Source organism: Spirosoma lacussanchae (assembly GCF_005870035.1).
Lineage (GTDB): Bacteria > Bacteroidota > Bacteroidia > Cytophagales > Spirosomataceae > Spirosoma > Spirosoma lacussanchae.
The window spans coordinates 220,713-241,583 of record NZ_SWJG01000005.1; the positions used below are offsets into that span (position 1 = coordinate 220,713).

The window sequence follows — 20,871 nt, forward strand, 5'->3', positions numbered from 1 at the left end:
GGTTAGAAACTCAGCGCAAAACCGGCGTTATACAACCGCTGGGGCGGGTAAACCAGCGCGCCATTCGACGAGATTTCGGGGTCGACCTGAATGGCTTTCAGGTTGTCGAACGATACCAGGTTGGTGCCGTTGATGTAGACCTTCATGGCCGATACGCCAATCTTGCTCAGGAAGGGCTTGGGAATGTTGTAGCCGATTTCGAGGTTGCGCAGGCGCAGGTAACGTACGTTGGTGACCCAGAAGTCGCTCCGGCGGCTGTAGTTCACGTGGCTCGGGCTGTCTTTCCGAACGGCGGGATACGTACCGGCCACCCACGGGCTGTCGTTGTTGAACGGATCGGCGCGGTGCCAGCGGTCTTCGAAGAGGTAGTTGGGTGAGGTGCCGTTGTTCTGGAACGGAATCTTCTGCTCCACCTCGCGCCGGAACGTTTGCAGACCCGCGCCCACTACATCGACCTGGAGCGTAAAGCCCCGGTAGCCCAGCGTACCGTTGAAGGCGTAGTTGAAGTAGGGCGTAGCGCCTTCGGCATAGCCGATGGGCCGCTCGTCGAGACCGTTGATAACCCCATCGCCGTTGACGTCTTTGTAGATGAAATCGCCGGGGAGCTGGGTGCGGTTGCCCTGGCCGTCGTTATCGACGCGGTAATCGTCGATCTCCTGCTGCGACTGGAAACGGCCTACTACCTGATAGCCCCAGTTGATGGCCGACCAGCGGTCAACGGCCGAGTTGCGGTACTGATCCCAGGAGTTGCCGAAGCGGGGTTTGTAGATGTCCAGACTCCGCTGCCGCGCCAGGGTAGCGTTACCACCCACGGTATAGGTCAGTTCACCCGCTTTGCCCGTGTAGGACAGCGCTCCTTCTACCCCCCGAATGGCGTCGGAGTTGAGGTTGGCGTTCGGCAGGGTGTAGCCCACTTCGCTGGGGAGCAGTACGTCATACTGCGCGGCAGGCAGGCCCGACCGCTTCCGCTCGAACACGTCGAACTGACCCGAAATCTTGCCGCCCAGCAGCCCGAAATCGATCCCTACGTTGGTCGAGATGTTGTTGACCCACGATAGGGTGGTGATGGGCAGGCCGCGCGGCTGAACCCCGATTACGTAGTTGCCATTGAAGATGGCACTGCCCGCCAGGAAGTTGTAGCCGGGCAGGTAGCTGAACGGCGCCACAATGAAATTGTCGTTGATGAGGTCGCTACCGGTGCGGCCGTAGCTGGCCCTCAGTTTCAGCTCGCTGAGCGTATTGCCCAGGTTCTCCTTGAAGAACGGCTCCTCACTCACCCGCCAGCCCAGCGACGCGCCGGGGAAGAACCCGTACCGCCGACCGGGCGCAAACAGGAACGACCCGTCATACCGACCCAGCAGCTCGACCAGGTAACGCTGTTTGTAATTGTAGTTGAAACGGCCAATATAACCCGCCCGCGCCGTCACGTTCCACTCGTCGATGAGCAGATCCTGGTTGGCAAAGGACATCAGCGGGATATAGTTATTGGGCGGAACGGTATGTACGACCATGTATTTGTTGTCCGTGTCATAGCGTTCATAGGCAGCCACGGCGGCCAGGCTGTGATCGCCCAGCTGCTTGTTGTAGGTAGCCTGCATCTGCATGAACCGGTCGGCCACGTTGCGTTTCCGCCGTTCGCGCCAGGGGTTCTGGTTGCCCCCGCCCGGCACCGCGTTGTAGGTGTCGGTGGCCGCGTCGTACGTGTAGGCATCGTAGGTGTACTCGAAGCCGTCGAAGTCGAAGTTAGTGAAGTTGTAGGAGTACGTACCCTTAACGCTTAGGCCAAAATCGAAGTCGTACTGCGCGGTGAAGTTGGCTTTAACGGCCCGCCAGGTTTCGTTGATGTAGCCCGTTACTTCTTTTCGGTAGGTAGCCGGGTTTACGTTCACATTGTGCGTCTGGTTGATGTACTTCGGGTTGTCGTTGGCGTAGGGCCGCTCGGTAGGCCACATCGAGAAAATACTCAGGAACGGGTTGAAATAGTCGTCCAGTCCCGGTACCCCAACCTGAAAGCGGTCTTCGATCCGGCCGCTGATCTGCGTACCGATCCGGAGCTTCTTGCTGAGGCCGGCTTCGACGTTAGCCTGGAAGTTGCTCCGCTTGAAGTTATAATCCCGGATCAGGGCGTCCTGGGTCAGGTGGCTGGCCGATACGTAGTAGGTTACGTTCTCCGACCCGCCCGATACGCTGCCGTTCAGGTAGGCCTGCGGTACGTTGGGACGCATGACCATGTCGTAGTAGTCGAAGCTCTGGAACCCTTTTTCGGTGCCGATCCGCCATTTTTCCAGCTCGGTAGGGGTAATGGTTGTCGGAATGCCGCGGTTCTGGTCCGACTCGGCCAGGGCCCGAACGTGCTGATAGGCGTTGGCCGGGCGCGGGTAGCGGGTGAAGTTCTGCAGACCGTAGTAGCCCGACAGGCTGATAACGGGTTTTTGACCGGCTTTGCCCCGTTTGGTGGTAACCAGCACAACCCCGTTGGCGGCCCGTAGCCCGTAAATAGCGGCTGAGCCGTCTTTCAGAATGGAAATGTTCTCAATGTCGTTGATGCCTAAGTTGTTGAACTGCCCCACATCGGCTACGATGCCGTCGATGACGTAGAGCGGAGCGCCCATATTCCGGATCTGGATGTTGGTACCGCCACCGGGCCGGGCGTCGGTTTGCCGGGCCGTAATGCCCGGAACGCGACCCACCAGCGCACTGGTAGCTGCAACGGCCGGCGTCCGGATAATCTCTTCGGCTTTCACCGATGCTACCGAACCCGTTACGGTCCCGCGCGACTGGGTGCCGTAGCCCACTACCACCACTTCGTCGAGCGACTGATCATCGGCCACTAGTTTGATGGCGAGTCGGCTGGCGTTACCGGCAACGATCTCCTGGGTGCGGTAGCCTACGAACGAGAAAACGAGTACCGTGTTTGGGTCCGGTACCGTAATGGAGAAAAGTCCCTGCGCGTCGGTGGTGCTGCCGCGCGTCGATCCTTTGATCACCACGTTGACACCGGGCAGGGCTTCGCCCTTGTCGTCAGTCACTTTTCCTGAGACAACCACATCGGCGTGCCGGGGCAGGGCATGCAGACCTTCCGTCCGAAATTTCAGGGCCGTCGGTCTGGCCAGCGCGTCTTTACACGGCATGGCGCAGGCTAGCGGAATGAGGGCGTACGCTGTCATTTTACCGGCAGTGTACCTTGGTACTGATCGTCTCATAATGCTGACTGTTTAGGAGAGAGTAAAAAGTAGAAGAGAAAAGAACAGTTCATATTGGGTTGTTATCATTCAATTTACAAGTAGAATAATCCTAAAAATCAAAGCTATAGTGTTGGTATATTAAAAGGAAATTAAAATCAAAATACAGTCAGCATTAGTCAATCCTTGCCAAATAAACAGCACAATTTGTAGGTTAGATGTAAATAAAGAGAAGTTATTGACCTTAATTTGACATACGTATACTGAATCTAGTTTAAATACAGTCTATATTGATCAACTATGAATCAGTTGACGACGATTCGGTCGTCTGCTTGAGTCGATAAGCCTCGTAGTTATTCACCTTTGGCCCCTGTTCCAGATCGTATACGGGCGGCTTTGGAGTCTTGGTGAGAGTCGCTGGGCCGGGCAGCGTGTAACCGGCTGTTCAATGTTAGCCTTCTTCTTTTTAATGGGCGATCAACCCACCAGCCAACAGATTGAACAGTTTATCCGGGATAGTTTTGCTCGTACTGAACCTAAGCAACGGGCGCTGTGGCAACCGATGCCGGGTCGGCTGATTAATAAGACGGGAATTCGGTGCGGGCTTTGTTCAGGATAGCCACCGGTGCTGCTGCCTGGCCTGCGCACAGCTGTCCGCAACTGTACGGAACGCTGTCCATTTCCGGACAGAATACGCGCCTGTTCGTGTTGAATAGTGGCTGACTATCAGTAGATTGGCTTTGTGGTACAGGTTTTGGTGGTACAGGGACAGAGATGTCTACCTTAACGTCGAAGACTCATGGTTCGTAATTATCTGAAAATCGCGCTCCGCAACTTGTGGAAAAACCGGCTGTTCAGCGGGCTCAACATGGGGGGGATGAGCGTTGGCATTGCGGCCGTTGGGCTGATGAGTCTGTACGTTGTTCACGAGCTGAGTTACGATCGGTTTCATGCCAACGCCGACCGGATCGTTCGGGTGGTACACCACGCCAGCTGGCCGGGCGGGAGTCTGAACCTGGCACCTACCTCGGCCCGGTTTGCCGATGCGCTCAAAAGCGAGTACCCCGCCATCGAAAAAACGGTGCGGTTTCATCCCGAAGGCGGTGGCCTGATTACCTATAAGGACAAAAAACTGGACGTACCCACGATTCTGTTTGCCGACCCATCGGTGTTTGAGGTGTTCTCGTTTCCGTTTCTGTACGGTAACCCCGCTACCGCCCTGACGCGGCCGCAGACGATCGTCCTGACCAAAACCCTGGCCGAGAAACTGTTCGGCGATGCAGCCCGCGCCGTTGGACAAACGGTTTCCTTCTCCAACAACTTCCCCAATCAGGTTACCGGCGTTATCGACGACCTGCCCGCCAATTCGCACTTGCAGTTCAGCGCGTTGCGGTCATTGCCGGCCAACTATACCAGTGGCTGGCAAAATTTTGAACTCTATACGTATCTGTTGCTCAGTAAAGGTACGGACCCTAAGGCGCTTGAGTCGCGGCTGGGCAGTTTCTATCCCAAATACCTGAAGTCGGAAATGGGCGAGCTGAACTATCGGATGGCACTACAGCCAATTACCTCGATTCACCTGGAGTCGCATCTGGATTACGAAATCAGCCCGAACGGCAACCTCCGGACGATCTACACCTTTGCGCTGGTGGCCGCGCTGATCTTACTGATTGCGGGCATCAACTACGTAAATCTGTACACGGTTCGGGCGGTGGCCCGGACGCGTGAAGTGGGGGTCCGGAAGGCGATTGGCTCCCGACGCGGGCAGCTGATCGGCCAGTTTCTGACCGAGTCGATGCTGATGGCAGTACTGTCGTCCGGGCTGGGACTACTCCTGGCCAATTTGGTCCTGACGCTGTTCAACGAACTGGCCGGTACGAGCCTGACCCTGACCCAGTATGGCTGGCTACCTACGATGCTGGCGGGGCTGGCCTTCACCGTGCTGCTCGGGCTGGTGAGCGGGCTGTACCCGGCCCTGCTGATGTCGGGTTTCCGGCCGGTGGTGGCGCTGAAAGGGCGTATCAGCAGCCCGCTGGGCGGGGGCCTGTTCCGGCAGTCGCTGGTCGTGTTTCAGTTCGTAGCGGCTGTGGTGCTGATTGCCTGTTCGTGGGTTATTTACCGGCAGATCGGCTATGCGCTGCACAAAGATCTGGGCTTCAACAAAGACCAGGTGTTAACCTTTCACCTCGATAGCGACGACGTTCGGAAACAGGTTCAGGCCCTGAAAAATGAGTTGCGAAAAAGTCCGCTGATCGAGCAGGTGGCGGCTGCCAGCAATCCCATCGGCAATAACAATATTGGTGACAACGGGATGTTCTTCGAGCAGAACGGCGCCATCAGCAATACAGCGCAGGTGGTACAAACATTCTCCGTCGATGCGGATTACCTGCCTACGCTGGAAATCAGTCTGCTCGAAGGCCGCAACTTCAGAGAGTCGGCCAGCGACGGCCCGGGAGCGGTGCTGGTCAACCAGGCGCTGGTTCGGCAGATGGGGTGGCAGCGGCCGCTGGGTAAGCGGGTCAAATATTTCGTCGATAAAGAGGTGTCGTTCGAAGCGCGGGTGGTGGGTGTCGTCAGTGATTTCCATACCTATTCACTCCAGCATAAGATTCAGCCGCTGGTTTTGCAGATGCCCGCGCCGACCGAGAAAGACAACCTGTACGTGCGGGTCCGGCCCGACCAGACCACCGAAGCGCTGGCGTACATCCGGGCTGTCTATAAAACGTTCGATCCGTCGGCCGACCTGACGTTTCATTTTCTGGATGAGAACTTCTCCCGGCAGTATCAGGCCGAGCAGAAGCAGGCACAGGTACTGCTGTCGTTTACGGTGCTGGCGGTGCTGATTTCGTGTCTGGGTTTGTTCGGGCTGGCTGCCTTTGCGGCCGAGCAGCGGACCAAGGAGATCGGTGTTCGTAAGGTGCTGGGCGCTTCGGTGGCCAGCATTGTCGGCCTGCTCTCGCGGGATTTTCTGAAGCTGGTCGTGATCGCGATCGTGATTGCTAGTCCCCTGGCCTGGTATGCTACCAACCGCTGGCTGCAGGATTTCGCCTACCGGATTGAGGTCGAGTGGTGGGTGCTGGCTCTGACGGGTTTACTGACGGCAGTTATCGCGTTATTGACGGTTAGTTTCCAGAGTATCAAAGCGGCCCTGACCAATCCCGTAACGTCGCTGCGATCTGAATAGGATTGGGAATGATGAATGATGAGTGAGTTCAACACCCTGGTCCGTGCGGTCGGCGTCCCGATCCCCATGGACTACGGTGAAGAATGATACATGCTTGGGTTGGTGCGGTCGTCGTATCCTTTTTTTCTTTTTGCTATGCTAACGAATTATCTAAAGATTGCGCTTCGGAACATCAGCCGGAACAAAGGGTTTTCGTTCATCAACATTGCCGGGCTGGCGATGGGTATGGCGGCTACGCTGCTCATCATACAGTACGTTGCCTTCGAGCGAAGCTACGATCGCTTCCACGAAAAAGCCGACCGGATCTTCCGCGTCACGGCCGAGCGGTATGAACATGGTATCCTTTCGACCGAATGGGCGGGTGGCCCTTTTGCCGTGGGGAATCACCTGAAAAGCGCCTTCGACGAAGTAGACGAGTACGCGAAGGTGTACATGCGGGACAAGCTGCTGCTGGAGGTCAACAACCGGAAATACAGGGTAGATAAAGGCGCGTTTGCTACGCCTTCGTTCTTCTCCGTTTTTTCGTATTCGCTGCTTACCGGCGATCCCCGAACCGCCCTGGCCGAACCCAACACGGGGGTTATTTCGGCCTCCCTGGCGCAACGTCTGTTTGGAGCCACTAACCCCGTGGGTCAGGTGATCACGATTGAGCGGGAGTTCCCGATCCGGGTGACGGGTGTTTACCAGGACTTCCCCAAAAACTCACACCTGGCCGCTGACTACCTGATGTCGTTCAGCACGTTTCAGCGCATGGTCAACCCCAAAAACGAGCCCGACAAAAACTTCGACAACACCTGGGACTGGGACGGCTGCCTGACGTATGTGGTATTGAAAGAAGGCGCTAATCCTGCCCGGTTGGCGGCCAAATTCCCCGCCTGGCTTACGACCCTGGATCAGCGCGACCCCAAAACCAACAGCGGGCTGATGTTGCACCTGCAGGCCCTGCCCGATATTCATCTGTACTCGCATCTGATGTTCGAGGCCGGTGCCAACGGCGACGGCAATTCGGTGTATGTGCTGCTCTGCGTTGCTTTTTTCATCATCGCCATTGCCTGGATCAACTACATCAATCTGGCTACCGCACGGGCTATTGGCCGGGCCCGGGAAGTAGGGGTGCGGAAAGCCATTGGCTCGTACCGGCGGCAGCTGATCAGCCAGTTTCTGATAGAGTCGGCTCTGCTCAACTTCATCGCCGTTGTGGTGGCATTTGGGCTTATTCTGCTGGCCCTGCCGCTATTCAATCACTTCACCGATCAGGAGCTGACCTACTCGTTCGTTCGGTCGGGGCGCTTCTGGCTCGGTCTTGGAGTAATGTATACCGCCGGTACGTTGCTGTCGGGGGGGTATCCTGCCTTTGTGCTGTCGGGCTTCAACCCGGTTTCAGTCCTGAAAAATGGCGTTTCCGCTTTCCGGGAAGGGGTTATCCTCCGAAAATCACTCGTCGTTATTCAGTTTTCGGCCTCTGTTTTTCTGCTGGTCGGTACGATTACCGTATTCCGTCAGCTGCAGTTCATGCGGAGTCAGAATCTGGGCATCGACATTGGACAAACGCTGGTGCTGAACAGGCCGATGAATGATTCGACCCGTATCAGCCAGACCCGGGCTTTCAAGGATTATCTGCTTCGTCAGTCTGCCATCAGGCAGGTGGCGGTATCGGGGAGCATTCCGGGCGAAAAGGTCGAGTTCAACGCTGGCGGCATCCGGCTGGAGAGCGCCCCGCAGGATGAAGGCAAGCAGTACCGCGTTATCGGTGTCGACTACGACTTTGTCGACGCCTTCGGTATGAAGCTCATTGCGGGCCGTAACTTCGATGCCGGGCTGGGCGAGAAAGGCGCCGTTGTGTTCAACAAAACGGGAATCCGGCAACTGGGTTTCAGCGATCCGGAAAAGGCCCTCGGCAAAAAAATCGACTTCTGGGGCGACATTCTTACCATTGTAGGGGTCGTCGACGATTTTCACCAGCAGTCACTTCGGGAAGCTTACGAGCCGCTTATCTTACGGCTGGATCCGGGCGTCAATGGATCGATCTCGATCAAACTGGCTGACAGAAACCCCACCCAGGCCATTGCGGTGGTCCGCGAAGCGTGGACCCGTTTTTTTCCTACCGACCCGTTCGAATACTCGTTCCTCGACGAACGGTACGACAAGCAATATCGGGCCGACGAGCGGTTTGGGCAGGTGTTTGGCTTTTTCACCCTCATGGCCCTGCTGGTGGCGTGTCTGGGCCTGCTGGGCCTGGCTACCTTTACGGCTCAGCAGCGGACGAAAGAAATTGGCGTCCGCAAAGTGCTGGGCGCTAGCGTAGGCAGTATCATTTCGTTGCTCTCCGCCGATTTGCTGAGGCTGGTGCTGGTCGCCATCGTGCTTGCCTCACCGGTGGCCTGGTATGCCATGCACCAGTGGTTGCAGGGCTTTGCGTACAAAATCGACATGGAATGGTGGGTGTTTGCAGTAGCCGGCCTGCTGGCGCTGGCCATCGCGTTCCTGACCGTGAGTTTCCAAAGCCTGAAAGCCGCGCTGATGAACCCGGTGAAAAGCTTACGGTCGGAGTGATGAACGATGAGGTGAGGGTCGATCTTTACCAGCATTTTCTTTAGCATGATAGCGAACTATATAAAAATTGCCTGGCGGAACCTGCTCCGTAACAAAGCCTTTTCGGCCATCAACCTGGTCGGGCTCGCCATTGGGCTGGCTACGTGTTTGCTGATTAGCCTGTTCATTCTTGATGAGCTGAGCTACGATCGTTACAATGCGAAGGCCGACCGGATCGTGCGGGTGGTGTTCCGGTCCAGGATGAACGGGGAACCTATTCGTGAAGCCCACGTGATGCCACCCGTGGCGCAGGTGATGAAGGCCAGCTATCCCGAAGTTGAAGACGCTACCCGGCTGCGGTCGGCTGGAGTACAACTGGTGAGCTACGGCGATAAGTCGTTTCCGAACGAACGGGTCGTTTATGTCGACGCCAACTTTTTTCAGGTCTTTACCCTGCCGTTTGTGGCGGGCGATGCGAAAACGGCGCTGGCCCGGCCCAACACGCTCGTCATCTCAGCCGCTGCGGCCGAGCGGTATTTCGGAAACGCCAGTCCCATCGGAAAACGACTGACGGTGAAAAGCTGGAATGCCGACTTTGTCATCACCGGCGTTATGCGCAACGTACCGGCCAACTCACACTTTCATGCCGATTTCTTTGTCTCGCTGGCCAGTCTTCCCGATGCCCGGTCAACCTCGTGGATGACTTCGGAGTACCACACCTACCTGGTGCTGCCGACGGGCTACGACTACCGGAAGCTGGAAGCCAAACTGCCCGGGCTGGTGGCTACCCACCTGGGCCCGCAGCTGCAACAGGCGTTTGGTATGAGCCTGACTCAATTCCTGCAAAAGGGAAACCAGATTGGCCTGTTTTTACAACCCCTGACCGACATTCACCTGCGCTCTGACCTGACGCATGATCTGGAAGCGGGCAGCGATATTCAATACGTCTACATTTTTGGCGTCATTGCTGTGTTTATGCTGCTCATTGCCTGTATCAACTTTATGAACCTCAGCACCGCCGGGGCGTCGAAACGGGCGAAAGAGGTGGGGGTACGGAAGGCGCTGGGCTCGGCGCGGCTCAGCCTGGCGAGCCAGTTTCTGACCGAGTCCGTGCTGATGACCGTACTGGCCCTGGGGCTGGCCGTTGGGCTGGTTGCTCTGATGATTCCGTTTTTCGATGAGCTGACCGATAAGGTACTGAGCGCTGGCCTGCTGAGTACGCCCTGGTTGCTGGCGGGTTTACTGGGGCTGGGGTTGGTCGTAGGACTGCTGGCTGGCAGCTACCCGGCTCTTTTTCTGTCGTCGTTCCGGCCCGTTGCGGTGCTGAAGGGAGCACCAGCGGGATCGGCCCGGACGGGTGGGGGGCTGCGGAGCGGTCTGGTGGTTTTTCAGTTTTTTATCTCGATGTTGCTGATGGTAGGCACGGCGGTCGTTTACCAGCAGCTCAGCTACATCCAGCACAAAAAGCTGGGTTATAATAAAGAGCAGGTCATTGTGCTGCGGGATGCCTGGCGGCTGGGCCGTAGCCTGGCTTCGTTTCGGGAGCAGCTTGAGCAGGACGCCCGTGTGGCGCATGTGAGCGTGTCGGGCTACCTGCCTGCTGGCCCGTCCGACAATAACAATTTCATGTCGTACGCCGACGATCAGCGGGGGCAACTGACCAAGACCCTGCGCTACGATGTCGACCATCAGTACATTCCGACGATGGGTATGACCCTGGTTGCTGGCCGGAATTTCTCACCCGACTTTCCGACCGATTCGGCGGGCATTATCCTGAACGAAACCGCCGTACGGGCATTTGGCTGGACCGGAAATCCGCTGGGACATACCATCAGCAACCCCGACAACGAAGGCCGCATCACTACCTACCGGGTTATTGGAGTCGTGAAAGATTTCCACTTCCGGTCTTTCCACGAACGGATTGCGCCCCTGCTGATGGTCCTGCGCAACCAGGGTGGCTCAGTCATCATCAAAGCCAGAACCAAAGACGTTGGCAGCTTGCTGGCCAGTCTGAAACAGCGCTGGGAAACGATCCGGACCGATATTCCTTTCAGTTATCATTTCCTGGATGAGAGCGTGCTGGCTGCTTACCGGGCCGAGCAGCTCACCGGTCAGCTTCTGGGCGTCTTTGCGGGCCTGACCATCTTCGTGGCCTGCCTGGGCCTGCTCGGCCTGGCCATGTTCACGGCTGAACAACGCCGGAAAGAGATTGGGGTTCGCAAGGTACTGGGAGCCAGTACAACCAGCGTGGTGAGTCTGCTGTCGCGCGATGTGCTGAAACCGGTGCTGCTGGCCATTGCGCTGGCCTCGCCGGTAGCCTGGTATGCTATGAACCGCTGGCTTCAGGATTTTGCCTACAAGATCGATGTCGAGTGGTGGGTGTTTGCGCTGGCGGGTCTGATAGCCGTAACCATCGCGCTGCTGACGGTCAGTTTCCAAAGCGTCAAAGCCGCTCTGACCAACCCCGTAACGTCGCTGCGATCCGAATAGGATTGGGAGTGATGAATGATGAATGATGAGCGATGAGTGAGTTTGACACCGTGGTCCGTGTCCTCACCGAGAAGCGCAGTCCGGGACGCGCAGTCGGACCACCTGTCCGGATGGTTTTGTTGCTGACGCATGAGTGGTCCGTGCGGACACAGACCACGGTGAGGGGTGCCGACCGCACGGACCACGGAGGTGGGCAGGGTGGCTGTGAGTTTCTGCTGAATTCGGCAACGTCATGGCGGTTCGCGTGGCCAGACGCTTCTGTCATACGTAGTGTTTGACTATCTTGAGGGCAGGTTAAACACTAGGTCTCGCGGCTATGAAGTGTGCTGACATCAGGACAGGATTTGGTTGGCTGGGGGTTTCCCTTTGGCTATTGGTGGGGACGGCTATAGCGCAGCAGGGCCTGAAAGGAGAATACTACAACGGCAGCAACTTCGAAAAGAAAATCCTTACCCGCATCGACCCTGAACTGCGGTTCTCCTGGAAATCCAGCAGTCCGGCCCCGGGCCTCGACTATTCGTACTATTCCATACGCTGGACCGGAAAAATCCTGGCGCCGGTCTCGGGTCGGTATACGTTTTACGCCAAAGTCGATGACGGCATTCGGGTGTGGGTCGGTAACCGGAAGGTTATGGACGTCTGGCAACTCAACGACTCCAATCATTTTACGGGAACCGTGGTGCTGGAAGCCGGGCGTTACTATGATATGAAAGTAGAGTATTTCAACGCCATGCTCGGGGGCGTTCTGGAATTGTTCTGGCAACGACCCGATCCGAAAGCGCCCCTGTCGGTGGATATCAACCGGCCCATGGAGCCCATCGCGGCCCGTTATTTTCGGCAACAGGCTCCACCTGTTGTGGCAGCGCCCAAACCCGCTGCGCTGCCACCAGTGTCGGGGCTGGTGCGGGCCACCCCGCCCAAACCGGTTGCCCGGCCACCGGCGCTGGCTACGGTAAAGTCTGTCAAACCGGCTTCTGTTCGTCCGGTACCGCCCGTTACTGCCGTTCAACGGCCGGTGCCGTCCCCCGCGTCGTCGTCAGCGGTCGTTGCCAGGGTGGTGCCCAGGAATGAACCGCCCGTTTCTGAGTCGGCGGTTGCCATGCCCGTTACCCTGCGGCATGTCCAGTTCGAGCAGAGCAGCTATGTGTTGCTGCCCGAGTCGTTCCCCGAGTTGGACAAGCTGGTTGAGCGCTTGCGGCAGCAGGCCCACTGGCGTATCGAGGTGATGGGCCATACCGATAACGTGGGCGACCCGCGCCTGAACCAGGTGCTGTCGGAATACCGGGCGAAGGTGGTTATGAATTACCTGATCCGGCACGGTATTGCCGATAACCGTATCGAAGCGAACGGGTACGGCGGGTCGCGGCCCATTGCCGATAACGACACCGAAGACGGCCGGTCCCGAAACCGGCGCGTCGAATTTATCCTGAAATAAGGTGTATTATCCCCACCCACCGTCCCGTAGGGACGTAACAGCGCAGCGTCGGTAGCATGTCGGTAGCCAGGTTGCACAGACGCCCCCTCTACAATCCAAATTAGCCCAGGCCCATCGGTCTATTTACCCGGGCGGACGGTGTATTGCTCGAACCGGAATACTTCCTGCCGGACAACCTCGAACGTACGGGTCAGCTGCTTCTGGGCGGCTGCCAGCTTGGGGTCGGCGGGTTCGGCCAGGACGTTCAGGCCGGTCATGGGGCGGGCCATGGCGAAGCCGTATCCTTTCTCACTGCCGTTGGGGACCATCAGCGTCGAGAACGCCCAGCCACCGAGCCGTTTCTGACTGATCTGCGCAGCGCCCGCCTGCTTCAGCGACGCTACCGCCCCCGTCCCGTCGGCCAGCGGATCGCGGAGCTTGAGGAAGTCGACAACCACCGTTGAGGTTTTGCCGGGGCCGAAGTCAGGGCCGAACAGTGCATCGGTGTTTTCCCAGATTTCGATTTTTACCACCGGAGCCGTCAGCCGATCGCGCCGGTTGAGGTCGGCCATGCGTACCTGTACACTGTCGCCGTAGAGTTTAGCCATTGCAGCGGCCGACGCGCCGTTGATACCCATATTGGGCGAAACAATGCAGGTGACGTAATCGTACTCACTGGGGTTCGGATTTGAGCTGAACTGCTTTACCATCATGTGCCAGCCGATGAGTTTACCCTCGTCAACGGCAGCCTGGTTAATGGCTTTCCATTCGCGCTCGACCGGCAGGGCATCCTGAATGGTTTTGCCCGGTGCCAGCTTATGAAAAATCAGGTAAGTATACGTCTTCGGCGGTACGGACTGAGCCAGCGCAGTAGCTGCAAGAAAGAGACAGAAGAATAGGGAGGAAAGTCGGTGTTTCACAGAAAAAGAGTTTAGTGACAAAATCGAACATCGGTCGGCTTTCTACTTATTTCGGGTCGTTATAACCGGGATTTTTACCGGCTGCCTTCGGCCGGGTTGATGCCGTGGCAATCCGCCTGCGCAGTGCCCAATGCGGTGGGGAGCCGGGTCGGGCGTACCGCAGACGATGACGAATAGGGGTGAAAACGGGGTCAGAAACCGGGTTCGCCCCATTTTTGGGTAGGTCTGTCCCATTTCTTCCCGGCGTCGGCCGGACCCGCTTAGCTTTGATCAAAAATCGAATAAAGCAATGCGGAATGGACAGAGTATTCGGCGGTATGAGCTAATTTTTGTGGTGAGTGTTACGGTCCTTTACGTGGTCAGGCGACTCCTCGAAGAGGTTGACCGGATCGACGGCCTCGTTGGGTCAGCGGCTGGTAATGGGGTGGCGCCCGCTACGTTCTGGCGGCATCTGGGCTCGTATGACCATACCCTGCATACCAATGTTCCGCTCATAGCGGGGGCTTGCCTGTTGCTGGGTGCCTGGTATGTTCTTCACCAGTTGGCAGCACCCGCCCTGCAGCGTCAGCCTGACGACCCGCGTGCCTGGCTCTATGCCGTCCTGGCGGGCGTGATGATCCTTACCGCCGTTTTTATATACCACTACATGCGGCTCTACGTACGTTACCAGCACGACGAGAGCGGCCGGGTAATCGGCCTGGCTGTTTACTCGCTATACCGCAAACGGCTGGTGCTGGCCGATGCCATCGGGGTCGGTATTATACTAACCGCCTACGAAGCGGCCTTTGGCTACTACACCTTTCTGGCGCGCCGGATTGCCGGCGAGTCCGAAGGCCACTTCAGGATCGTGAGTTTTTTGCTGTTGATGGGGGTCAGCGTGCTGGCAACGTCGTTTGCGCTGACGGGAAACCTGCCACCGGTCTTATGGCGCGCCGGGCTTCGTGATGGGCTGCTGATGCTGGGCCTTGTGCTGGAGATTCTTTTTCTCCAGGCCTATATTTACCGCTACGTGCTGCCCGCGCTGAAGGCCCCCCAGTTGTCGGGTCTGTTTGTTCACATAGCCGCCGTACTGCTCCTGGCGGTAACGGCGACAACGATCCTATGGGGCGCCAGCACAAACTTCTATTACTACGCGTCGGATACCATCATCTCGTTTACGGCGGTGGTGGTGGTGGGGGCCGTAACGAGTGCTTACCTGCGCCGGGTGCTGACCCGGGAAAATCAGCTGTTACAGACGCAGGTGTCGGCAAAGTCGGCAGAGCTGGCGAGCCTGCGGGCTCAGATCAACCCGCATTTTCTGTTCAACGCCCTCAACAGCCTGTATGCTACGGCCCTGAAAGAAAACAGCGAAAAAACGGCCGATGGCATCCAGAAGCTGGGCGATATGATGCGGTTCATGTTGCAGGAAAACAACCGCGACCGTATCCCGCTCAACAAGGAAGTGGAGTATCTGCGCAACTACATCGAGCTGCAGCGGATGCGGATCGACCCAACTCACGACATTGACATTCGGGTTACCATTCAGGAGCCGGTCCGGGCTATTTATCTGGCGCCCATGATGCTGATTCCTTTTGTCGAAAACGCCTTCAAGCACGGCATCAGCCTGCGGCAGCCGTCCTGGATTTACATCACCCTGACGCTGGACGATACCCGGCTCTACTTTAAGGTTCATAACTCCCGGCCTGTCAGGTCAACCGACCCGGCATCGGCCGATCGACACGACCCGGAAGAAGACCGCTCCGGCGTTGGGCTCGACAACGTTCGCAAACGGCTCGACCTGATCTACCCCGGCCGCCACCAGCTCGCCATTCAGCAGTCGGACCAGGATTATTTTGTCTCGCTGACGCTGGTGTACTGGTAACGCGGGAAGGTTGCTCGCCAGGACACAAAAGTTGTATCTTGTTAGTCATATGCCAAACAGTGAAAAAACTAGCCTGTTATGTCCCTGACTGCGCTTGCTGTTGATGACGAGCCCCAGGCGCTGGATGTTATTCGGCTCCACGCGGCCCGGGTTCCGTTTCTGGACCTGAAGGCCAGCTTCACCGATGCGTTCGATGCCATTGCCTGGCTCCAGACGAACCGCGTCGATCTGCTTTTCCTCGACGTCAAAATGCCCGACATTTCGGGGATCGACCTGGTCAAATGCCTGCCCAGAGTGCCGATGGTTATTTTCACTACCGCCTATTCCGACTTTGCCGTCGAAGGGTTCGAGCTGGATGCCGTCGATTATCTGCTGAAGCCATTCTCGCTGGCCCGGTTTCTGAAAGCCTGTACCAAAGCGCTCGATATACACACGCTGCGGGCGGGGGGCGCGCCGGAGTTTATATTCGTCAAAACCGGGTACGAAGAAGAAAAAGTGCTGCTGGACGAGATCCTGTACGTCGAAGCGGAGGGTAACTACCTGTCGCTGGTGCTGACGGGCCGGAAGCTGCTCAGCCGCCAGACCATGGCCGACCTGCTCCAGCAACTGCCGCCCGACCGCTTTGTGCGCGTTCACCGGTCGTACTGCGTGGCCATCCCCAAGATCACCCGGCTGGCCCGTCAGGAGATTACAGTGGGGAGCCACGTTATTCCGATCGGAGCCTCGTACGAAGATGCCCTGGCCCTAATCCGAACCCGGCTGTAGCGCGCCCGGACGAAAATCAACAATAACGAGTCATCCTAGAGTACACTATGCTTTCACTACTCCTATGAAAAAACTAGCCGTTGCCTTGCTAATGAGTGTATTGGGCCGTCATGCGTGGACGCAGTCGATCGAGTCCATTGCGAAGGAGTTGCCTTCCCATTTTTCGGTACTAACCACCTGGGGGGTACGGCCTGAGTGGGACGAGACATCCGAAAACATCTATTTCCTGAACAAGCTGGTTGGCGATGTGTTCAGGATCAACATCAAAACCCGGGAGGTGACTGCCGTAACGGCCAACTTCTACCACGGTGGCATTTACCGGGCGCAGTGTCTGCCCAATGGCGATCTACTGCTGGCCATGGGCGGTACTACGTTCGACGCGACCAATCCCGAGAAGGACCGGCATACGGGGCTAGGGCTGTATATCCTCAAAAAAGACAACCTCAACAAGCCGTATCCGCTGGGTGCCTACTGCGATGAAGGCCCCGCCGTCTCCAAAAAAAAGATGCAGATTGCCTGGACCCTCCCCGGCCAGCGGGATATAAAAATGGGCCAGATCCGGTATGTGGACGGGGTGCCTGAACTGGCCGACGTCAAAACCATTGTATCCTACCGCGACTCGGCGGCCTACGTTCGGCTGGAGACGCAGGATTTCAGGCCTCCGCAGGATGAAGAACTGATCTATACCCACTACTGGGGCGATGCAAACGATCAGTATCATCACTCGCAGGCGTATGGGTTCAACCTGCGTACCGGAACCACCACCAGGTACACGAATCTGCCCGACAGCTACAACGAAGTAGAGGGTATCTTTCCGGATGGGCAGTATGTACTGATCGAAAGCGACCGGCATCAGCCCATGAACGAGCGGAACAAATACAAGCTGGATATTTACAGGTTGCGGCTGGATGGGAGCGGGGCCGTGGAGCGCCTGGCCGATTTTTCGACCCGCTATCCAAACCGGTTGCGGTCAGACAATCCCGTTGTTGACAAAACAGGTACGCTAATTGCTCACCAGTTCGGCTACCAGCGGGGAGCAGGCGATGGGAAAGGCATCTTCCTGTTCGACCTCAAAAAATACGAGCAGAACAAAGCCGCCCAGTCGGGTAAAGCTACCCGGCGCGCTAAGCCCGACTAGTATCGATACGACCCTCGATGAGTCTGGTATGTTTGTTTTCCAGCCAGATATGCCGGCGGATCGACAGCCCGATTTCCGCTCGATAATCGACACCCAAAAAAAAATCTGACTTTTTCGGTAACCTTGATCCCGATCGGCGGTTTTCACGCCAAATTCCTGAACCTCTTTTTACGAACGCTTGAACTCACTGACGGACAATGCCCTGATGCTTAAGGTTAAGGCGGGCGATTTGAACAAGATGGGCTTACTGTTTGAGCGGTACCATCGTGAACTTTTCGGCTTCCTGTACCACATGAGCAGCAACCCCGACGCCAGTGAAGACATGGTGCAGACGGTGTTTTACCGCATGCTCAAATACCGCCATACGTTCACCGGTGAGGGCTCGTTCCGCACCTGGATGTACCACCTGGCCCGCAACGTAGTGGTCGATTCGGCGCAGCAGCACAAACGGTCGGCTCACCACCATGACGTGGCCGATTATGCTGAACGAATCGGCGGAGGCCCGATGGCCGACGAGCCGTTGCAAAAAGAGCAGGAACTGGCCATGCTGGAAAAAGCGCTGGCCCGGCTTAGCGCCGAACATCGCGAAGTACTGGTGCTGAGCCGGTACCAGGAGTTAAAGTACGAAGAGATTGCCCGGATTCTGAACTGTACGGAAGGGGCCGTGAAGGTGCGGGTTCACCGGGCCATGAACGAATTGAAAAAGCTATATCTGAACAGTGAGTACAACCGATAAATCCATAGCCTGCGAGAGCGCCCGCCTGAGCCTGCCCGGCTGGCTGACCGACGAGCTGTCGATCACCGAACGGGCCGCCCTCGATGCCCACCTGGCTCAGTGTCCCGACTGCCGGGCCGAGCTGGCTGCCAGTCAGCAGCTCTGGCAGCAGCTGAAGGCCGTACCAACGCCTGCGCCGGGCCCGGCCATGCGTACCCGGTTCTACGCCATGCTCGACACCTTTGAGGCTACGGAGCCAGTGGCGCCACCTACCATCTGGGCCCGGCTCCGGTCGTGGGTGCCACCGATGGGGTCGGGTAGCGTGGGGTCGCGGCTGGCCTACGGATTACTTCTGCTCGGCGTTGGGGTGGGTATCGGGTACTGGCTACCGAATGGCCGGTCGGCCGACGTAGCGTACCAGCAGCGGATCGATACGCTGTCGGTGCAGATGCAGGAAATGCGCGAAATGATGATGCTCTCGCTGCTGGAGAACCCGTCGGCTACGGAGCGGCTGCGGGCGGTCAGCTACACCAAAGACATCGGCGAGGCCGACAGCCGGGTGGTCGATGCATTGCTGACAACGCTCAACAACGACCCCAATGTGAACGTACGGCTGGTGACGCTGGAGGCCCTGGCCGAACGGGCCCACGATCCGAGGGTGCGCGAAGGGCTGGTGCAATCGCTGACGCGGCAGGAGTCGCCCCTGGTGCAGGTAGCCCTGGCCGATGTGATGGTGAAGTTGCAGGAAAAACGATCGCTGAAACCGCTCCGCCAGATGCTCCGGCAGGAAGGTATCGACGATCTGGTGAAAACTAAGCTGGAAAAAACAATCCGCGAACTATCGTAAACCAACGGGCCGGTAAGCGGGTAGTCAGGCCCCGGTCATTCGTTCGCTGAGTCACTAACTCGTATCAAACCATGAAACAACTATTGCTCCCCGTTCTGGCGGGGCTGGTGATGTCTTGTGCCCAGTCGGTGGCGCAGTCACAGGAAGACACGGAGCGGATCAGCCGCGAGTTTAGCCTGCCCGGCGGGGCAGCCGCCAGTACGCTGGTGATCTACAACATCCACGGCTTTATCAGGGTCGATGGGACAACGGACAACAAGGTGACGTTCGAGGTGAACAAGCGCATCACGGCGAAGAACAAAGAAGACCTGGCCACTGGCAAACGGGAGCTAAAACTTCAGTTCGAGCAGAAGGGCGATACCATCATGGCCTACATAGCGGAGCCGTTCGATTCGCGACCCAACCGTAACAACCGCAATAATCAAGACATCGAGTATGACTTCACGCTCGACTTCACGGTTAAGGTGCCGCGTCAGATGAACATCAGGGTCTCGACCATAAACCGGGGCGACGTAACGGTGCAGAACGTGGCGGGTGCGCTGCGGGTTCGTAACGTGAACGGGGCTATTGCACTGACCAATGTACGCGGCACTACAGACGTCCATACCGTAAACGGCAATGTCGACGTCAACTACCTCGCCAGCCCACCCGACGAGTCGTCGTATTATACCCTGAACGGCAACATTCGGGTAAACTACCCGGCCAATCTGTCGGCCGATCTTCAGTTCAAGACGTTTCAGGGCGAGTTTTATACCGATTTTCCCGACGCCGAGATGCTCCCCGCCCAGGTCACCAAAAATGAAGAACGACGCGATGGTAAAACGGTCTACAAACTCAGCCGGACAACCGCCATCCGGCTGGGCAACGGTGGCAAGGTCTTTCGGTTCGAGACCTTCAACGGTAATGTGTACATCAAAAAGCAATCCTGATTTGTATGAATAAGCTAGTAAACATCCTCCTTGTTCTGTTCCTGGCCGGAACGGCACCTATCCTGGCCCAGACCGACGCCAAAGAGCGGCTGGTGGTGCCGCTGAGCGATCCGGGTAAACCGGGTATGCTGGAGGTTAACCTGATCAACGGGTTCATTCATGTAGTCGGTGCGTCGGGCAAAGACGTCGTTATTGAGGCCACATCCGGCTCCCGGTTGTCGGGGCGGAGCAATGGCGACCGATCCGGCGCCGACGGGATGCGCCGGATCCCGACTGGCAACTCGCTCGACTTGATGGCCGAAGAGCGGAACAACCGCGTTCGGGTCAGCGGCAACAGCCACCACAAAGCCATTGACCTGACCATTCGGGTGCCCCAGCGGTGCTCGCTCAAGCTGCACACCGTCAACAACGGCGACATAACGGTCGAAAACGTAGACGGCGAGCTGGAGATCAACAACGTTAACGGACCTATTACGCTGACCAACATCAGCGGGTCGGCCGTGGCGCATACGGTCAACGGCGAGCTGAAAGCCTCTTTCCGGGAGGTCGGCGCCAACGCCCCAATGGCGTTCTCGACGCTGAATGGCCGCGTCGACGTTACGTTTCCGGCTTCGATGAAAGCCAACGTGAAGCTGAAATCAGACATGGGCGAGGTGTTCAGTGACTTCGACATCGACGTTGAAAAAAGCCAGCCCAAAGCTACCCGCACCAGCCAGGGCGGCATGTACCGGGTTTCGGTCGAGGACTGGGTATACGGCAAGATCAACAACGGCGGCCCCGAAGTCATGATGAAAAACATGCACGGCAATATCTACGTCCGCAAAGCGAAGTAAGGTCCCGAAATCGTTAGGAACTGGCAGCGGAGCGGCAAGACCCGAAGCAGTATAACCCCTT

General features: G+C 57.4%; 13 protein-coding genes. 11 read left to right on the forward strand and 2 right to left on the reverse strand.

Going from position 1 to position 20,871, the window contains the following annotated elements; genetic code table 11:
- Positions 1 to 2: 2 nt before the first annotated feature.
- Positions 3 to 3,167, reverse strand: coding sequence for a SusC/RagA family TonB-linked outer membrane protein (locus FBR45_RS18795; RefSeq protein ID WP_246082301.1), 3,165 nt, complete (start codon positions 3,165 to 3,167; stop codon positions 3 to 5).
- Between the two features lie 814 nt (positions 3,168 to 3,981).
- Between FBR45_RS18795 and FBR45_RS18800 the strand changes: the two genes are divergently transcribed.
- From FBR45_RS18800 to FBR45_RS18815, 4 genes are all read left to right on the forward strand, one after another.
- Positions 3,982 to 6,366 (forward strand): ABC transporter permease, encoded by a 2,385-nt coding sequence (locus FBR45_RS18800; protein ID WP_138505123.1) that lies wholly within the window; start codon positions 3,982 to 3,984, stop codon positions 6,364 to 6,366.
- 135 nt (positions 6,367 to 6,501) lie between these two features.
- Positions 6,502 to 8,919 (forward strand): ABC transporter permease, encoded by a 2,418-nt coding sequence (locus FBR45_RS18805; protein WP_138505125.1) that lies wholly within the window; start codon positions 6,502 to 6,504, stop codon positions 8,917 to 8,919.
- A gap of 45 nt (positions 8,920 to 8,964) precedes the next feature.
- Positions 8,965 to 11,388: an ABC transporter permease gene (locus tag FBR45_RS18810; protein ID WP_138505127.1), complete on the forward strand. Its 2,424-nt coding sequence runs from the start codon at positions 8,965 to 8,967 to the stop codon at positions 11,386 to 11,388.
- A 316-nt stretch (positions 11,389 to 11,704) separates the two neighbouring features.
- Entirely contained in the window at positions 11,705 to 12,823 is a 1,119-nt protein-coding gene (locus FBR45_RS18815) for a PA14 domain-containing protein (protein ID WP_138505129.1), read from the forward strand.
- A 119-nt stretch (positions 12,824 to 12,942) separates the two neighbouring features.
- Here FBR45_RS18815 and FBR45_RS18820 read toward each other — a convergent pair whose 3' ends face one another.
- On the reverse strand, positions 12,943 to 13,722 hold the full coding sequence (locus FBR45_RS18820; RefSeq protein ID WP_138505131.1) for a hypothetical protein: 780 nt from the start codon (positions 13,720 to 13,722) through the stop codon (positions 12,943 to 12,945).
- Between the two features lie 289 nt (positions 13,723 to 14,011).
- On the opposite strand from FBR45_RS18820, the gene FBR45_RS18825 reads away from it, so the two are divergent.
- The 7 genes from FBR45_RS18825 (at position 14,012) to FBR45_RS18855 (ending at position 20,810) form a co-directional block, all read left to right on the forward strand.
- Complete coding sequence (locus FBR45_RS18825) at positions 14,012 to 15,583, forward strand: sensor histidine kinase (RefSeq protein ID WP_138505133.1); 1,572 nt, start codon at positions 14,012 to 14,014, stop codon at positions 15,581 to 15,583.
- Between the two features lie 78 nt (positions 15,584 to 15,661).
- Positions 15,662 to 16,348, forward strand: coding sequence for a LytR/AlgR family response regulator transcription factor (locus FBR45_RS18830; protein ID WP_138505135.1), 687 nt, complete (start codon positions 15,662 to 15,664; stop codon positions 16,346 to 16,348).
- 64 nt (positions 16,349 to 16,412) lie between these two features.
- Positions 16,413 to 17,486, forward strand: a complete 1,074-nt coding sequence (locus FBR45_RS18835) for a TolB-like translocation protein (protein WP_138505138.1) — start codon at positions 16,413 to 16,415, stop codon at positions 17,484 to 17,486.
- A gap of 205 nt (positions 17,487 to 17,691) precedes the next feature.
- On the forward strand, positions 17,692 to 18,222 hold the full coding sequence (locus tag FBR45_RS18840) for an RNA polymerase sigma factor (RefSeq protein WP_138505357.1): 531 nt from the start codon (positions 17,692 to 17,694) through the stop codon (positions 18,220 to 18,222).
- Positions 18,206 to 19,048: a HEAT repeat domain-containing protein gene (locus FBR45_RS18845; protein ID WP_246082302.1), complete on the forward strand. Its 843-nt coding sequence runs from the start codon at positions 18,206 to 18,208 to the stop codon at positions 19,046 to 19,048. Before FBR45_RS18840 ends, FBR45_RS18845 begins: the two co-directional genes overlap by 17 nt.
- 71 nt (positions 19,049 to 19,119) lie before the next feature.
- Positions 19,120 to 19,977: a DUF4097 family beta strand repeat-containing protein gene (locus tag FBR45_RS18850; protein ID WP_138505140.1), complete on the forward strand. Its 858-nt coding sequence runs from the start codon at positions 19,120 to 19,122 to the stop codon at positions 19,975 to 19,977.
- Positions 19,978 to 19,982: 5 nt separating this feature from the next.
- Positions 19,983 to 20,810: a DUF4097 family beta strand repeat-containing protein gene (locus FBR45_RS18855; protein WP_138505142.1), complete on the forward strand. Its 828-nt coding sequence runs from the start codon at positions 19,983 to 19,985 to the stop codon at positions 20,808 to 20,810.
- Positions 20,811 to 20,871 lie beyond the last annotated feature (61 nt).

Excerpts from the sequence above, each read along its gene's own strand:
- FBR45_RS18795 (WP_246082301.1), bottom strand. The coding sequence starts at position 3,167 with ATGACAGCGTACGCCCTCATTCCGCTAGCCTGCGCCATGCCGTGTAAA.
- FBR45_RS18800 (WP_138505123.1), top strand. The coding sequence starts at position 3,982 with ATGGTTCGTAATTATCTGAAAATCGCGCTCCGCAACTTGTGGAAAAAC.
- FBR45_RS18805 (WP_138505125.1), top strand. The coding sequence starts at position 6,502 with ATGCTAACGAATTATCTAAAGATTGCGCTTCGGAACATCAGCCGGAAC.
- FBR45_RS18810 (WP_138505127.1), top strand. The coding sequence starts at position 8,965 with ATGATAGCGAACTATATAAAAATTGCCTGGCGGAACCTGCTCCGTAAC.
- FBR45_RS18815 (WP_138505129.1), top strand. The coding sequence starts at position 11,705 with ATGAAGTGTGCTGACATCAGGACAGGATTTGGTTGGCTGGGGGTTTCC.
- FBR45_RS18825 (WP_138505133.1), top strand. The coding sequence starts at position 14,012 with ATGCGGAATGGACAGAGTATTCGGCGGTATGAGCTAATTTTTGTGGTG.
- FBR45_RS18830 (WP_138505135.1), top strand. The coding sequence starts at position 15,662 with ATGTCCCTGACTGCGCTTGCTGTTGATGACGAGCCCCAGGCGCTGGAT.
- FBR45_RS18835 (WP_138505138.1), top strand. The coding sequence starts at position 16,413 with ATGAAAAAACTAGCCGTTGCCTTGCTAATGAGTGTATTGGGCCGTCAT.
- FBR45_RS18840 (WP_138505357.1), top strand. The coding sequence starts at position 17,692 with ATGCTTAAGGTTAAGGCGGGCGATTTGAACAAGATGGGCTTACTGTTT.
- FBR45_RS18850 (WP_138505140.1), top strand. The coding sequence starts at position 19,120 with ATGAAACAACTATTGCTCCCCGTTCTGGCGGGGCTGGTGATGTCTTGT.
- FBR45_RS18855 (WP_138505142.1), top strand. The coding sequence starts at position 19,983 with ATGAATAAGCTAGTAAACATCCTCCTTGTTCTGTTCCTGGCCGGAACG.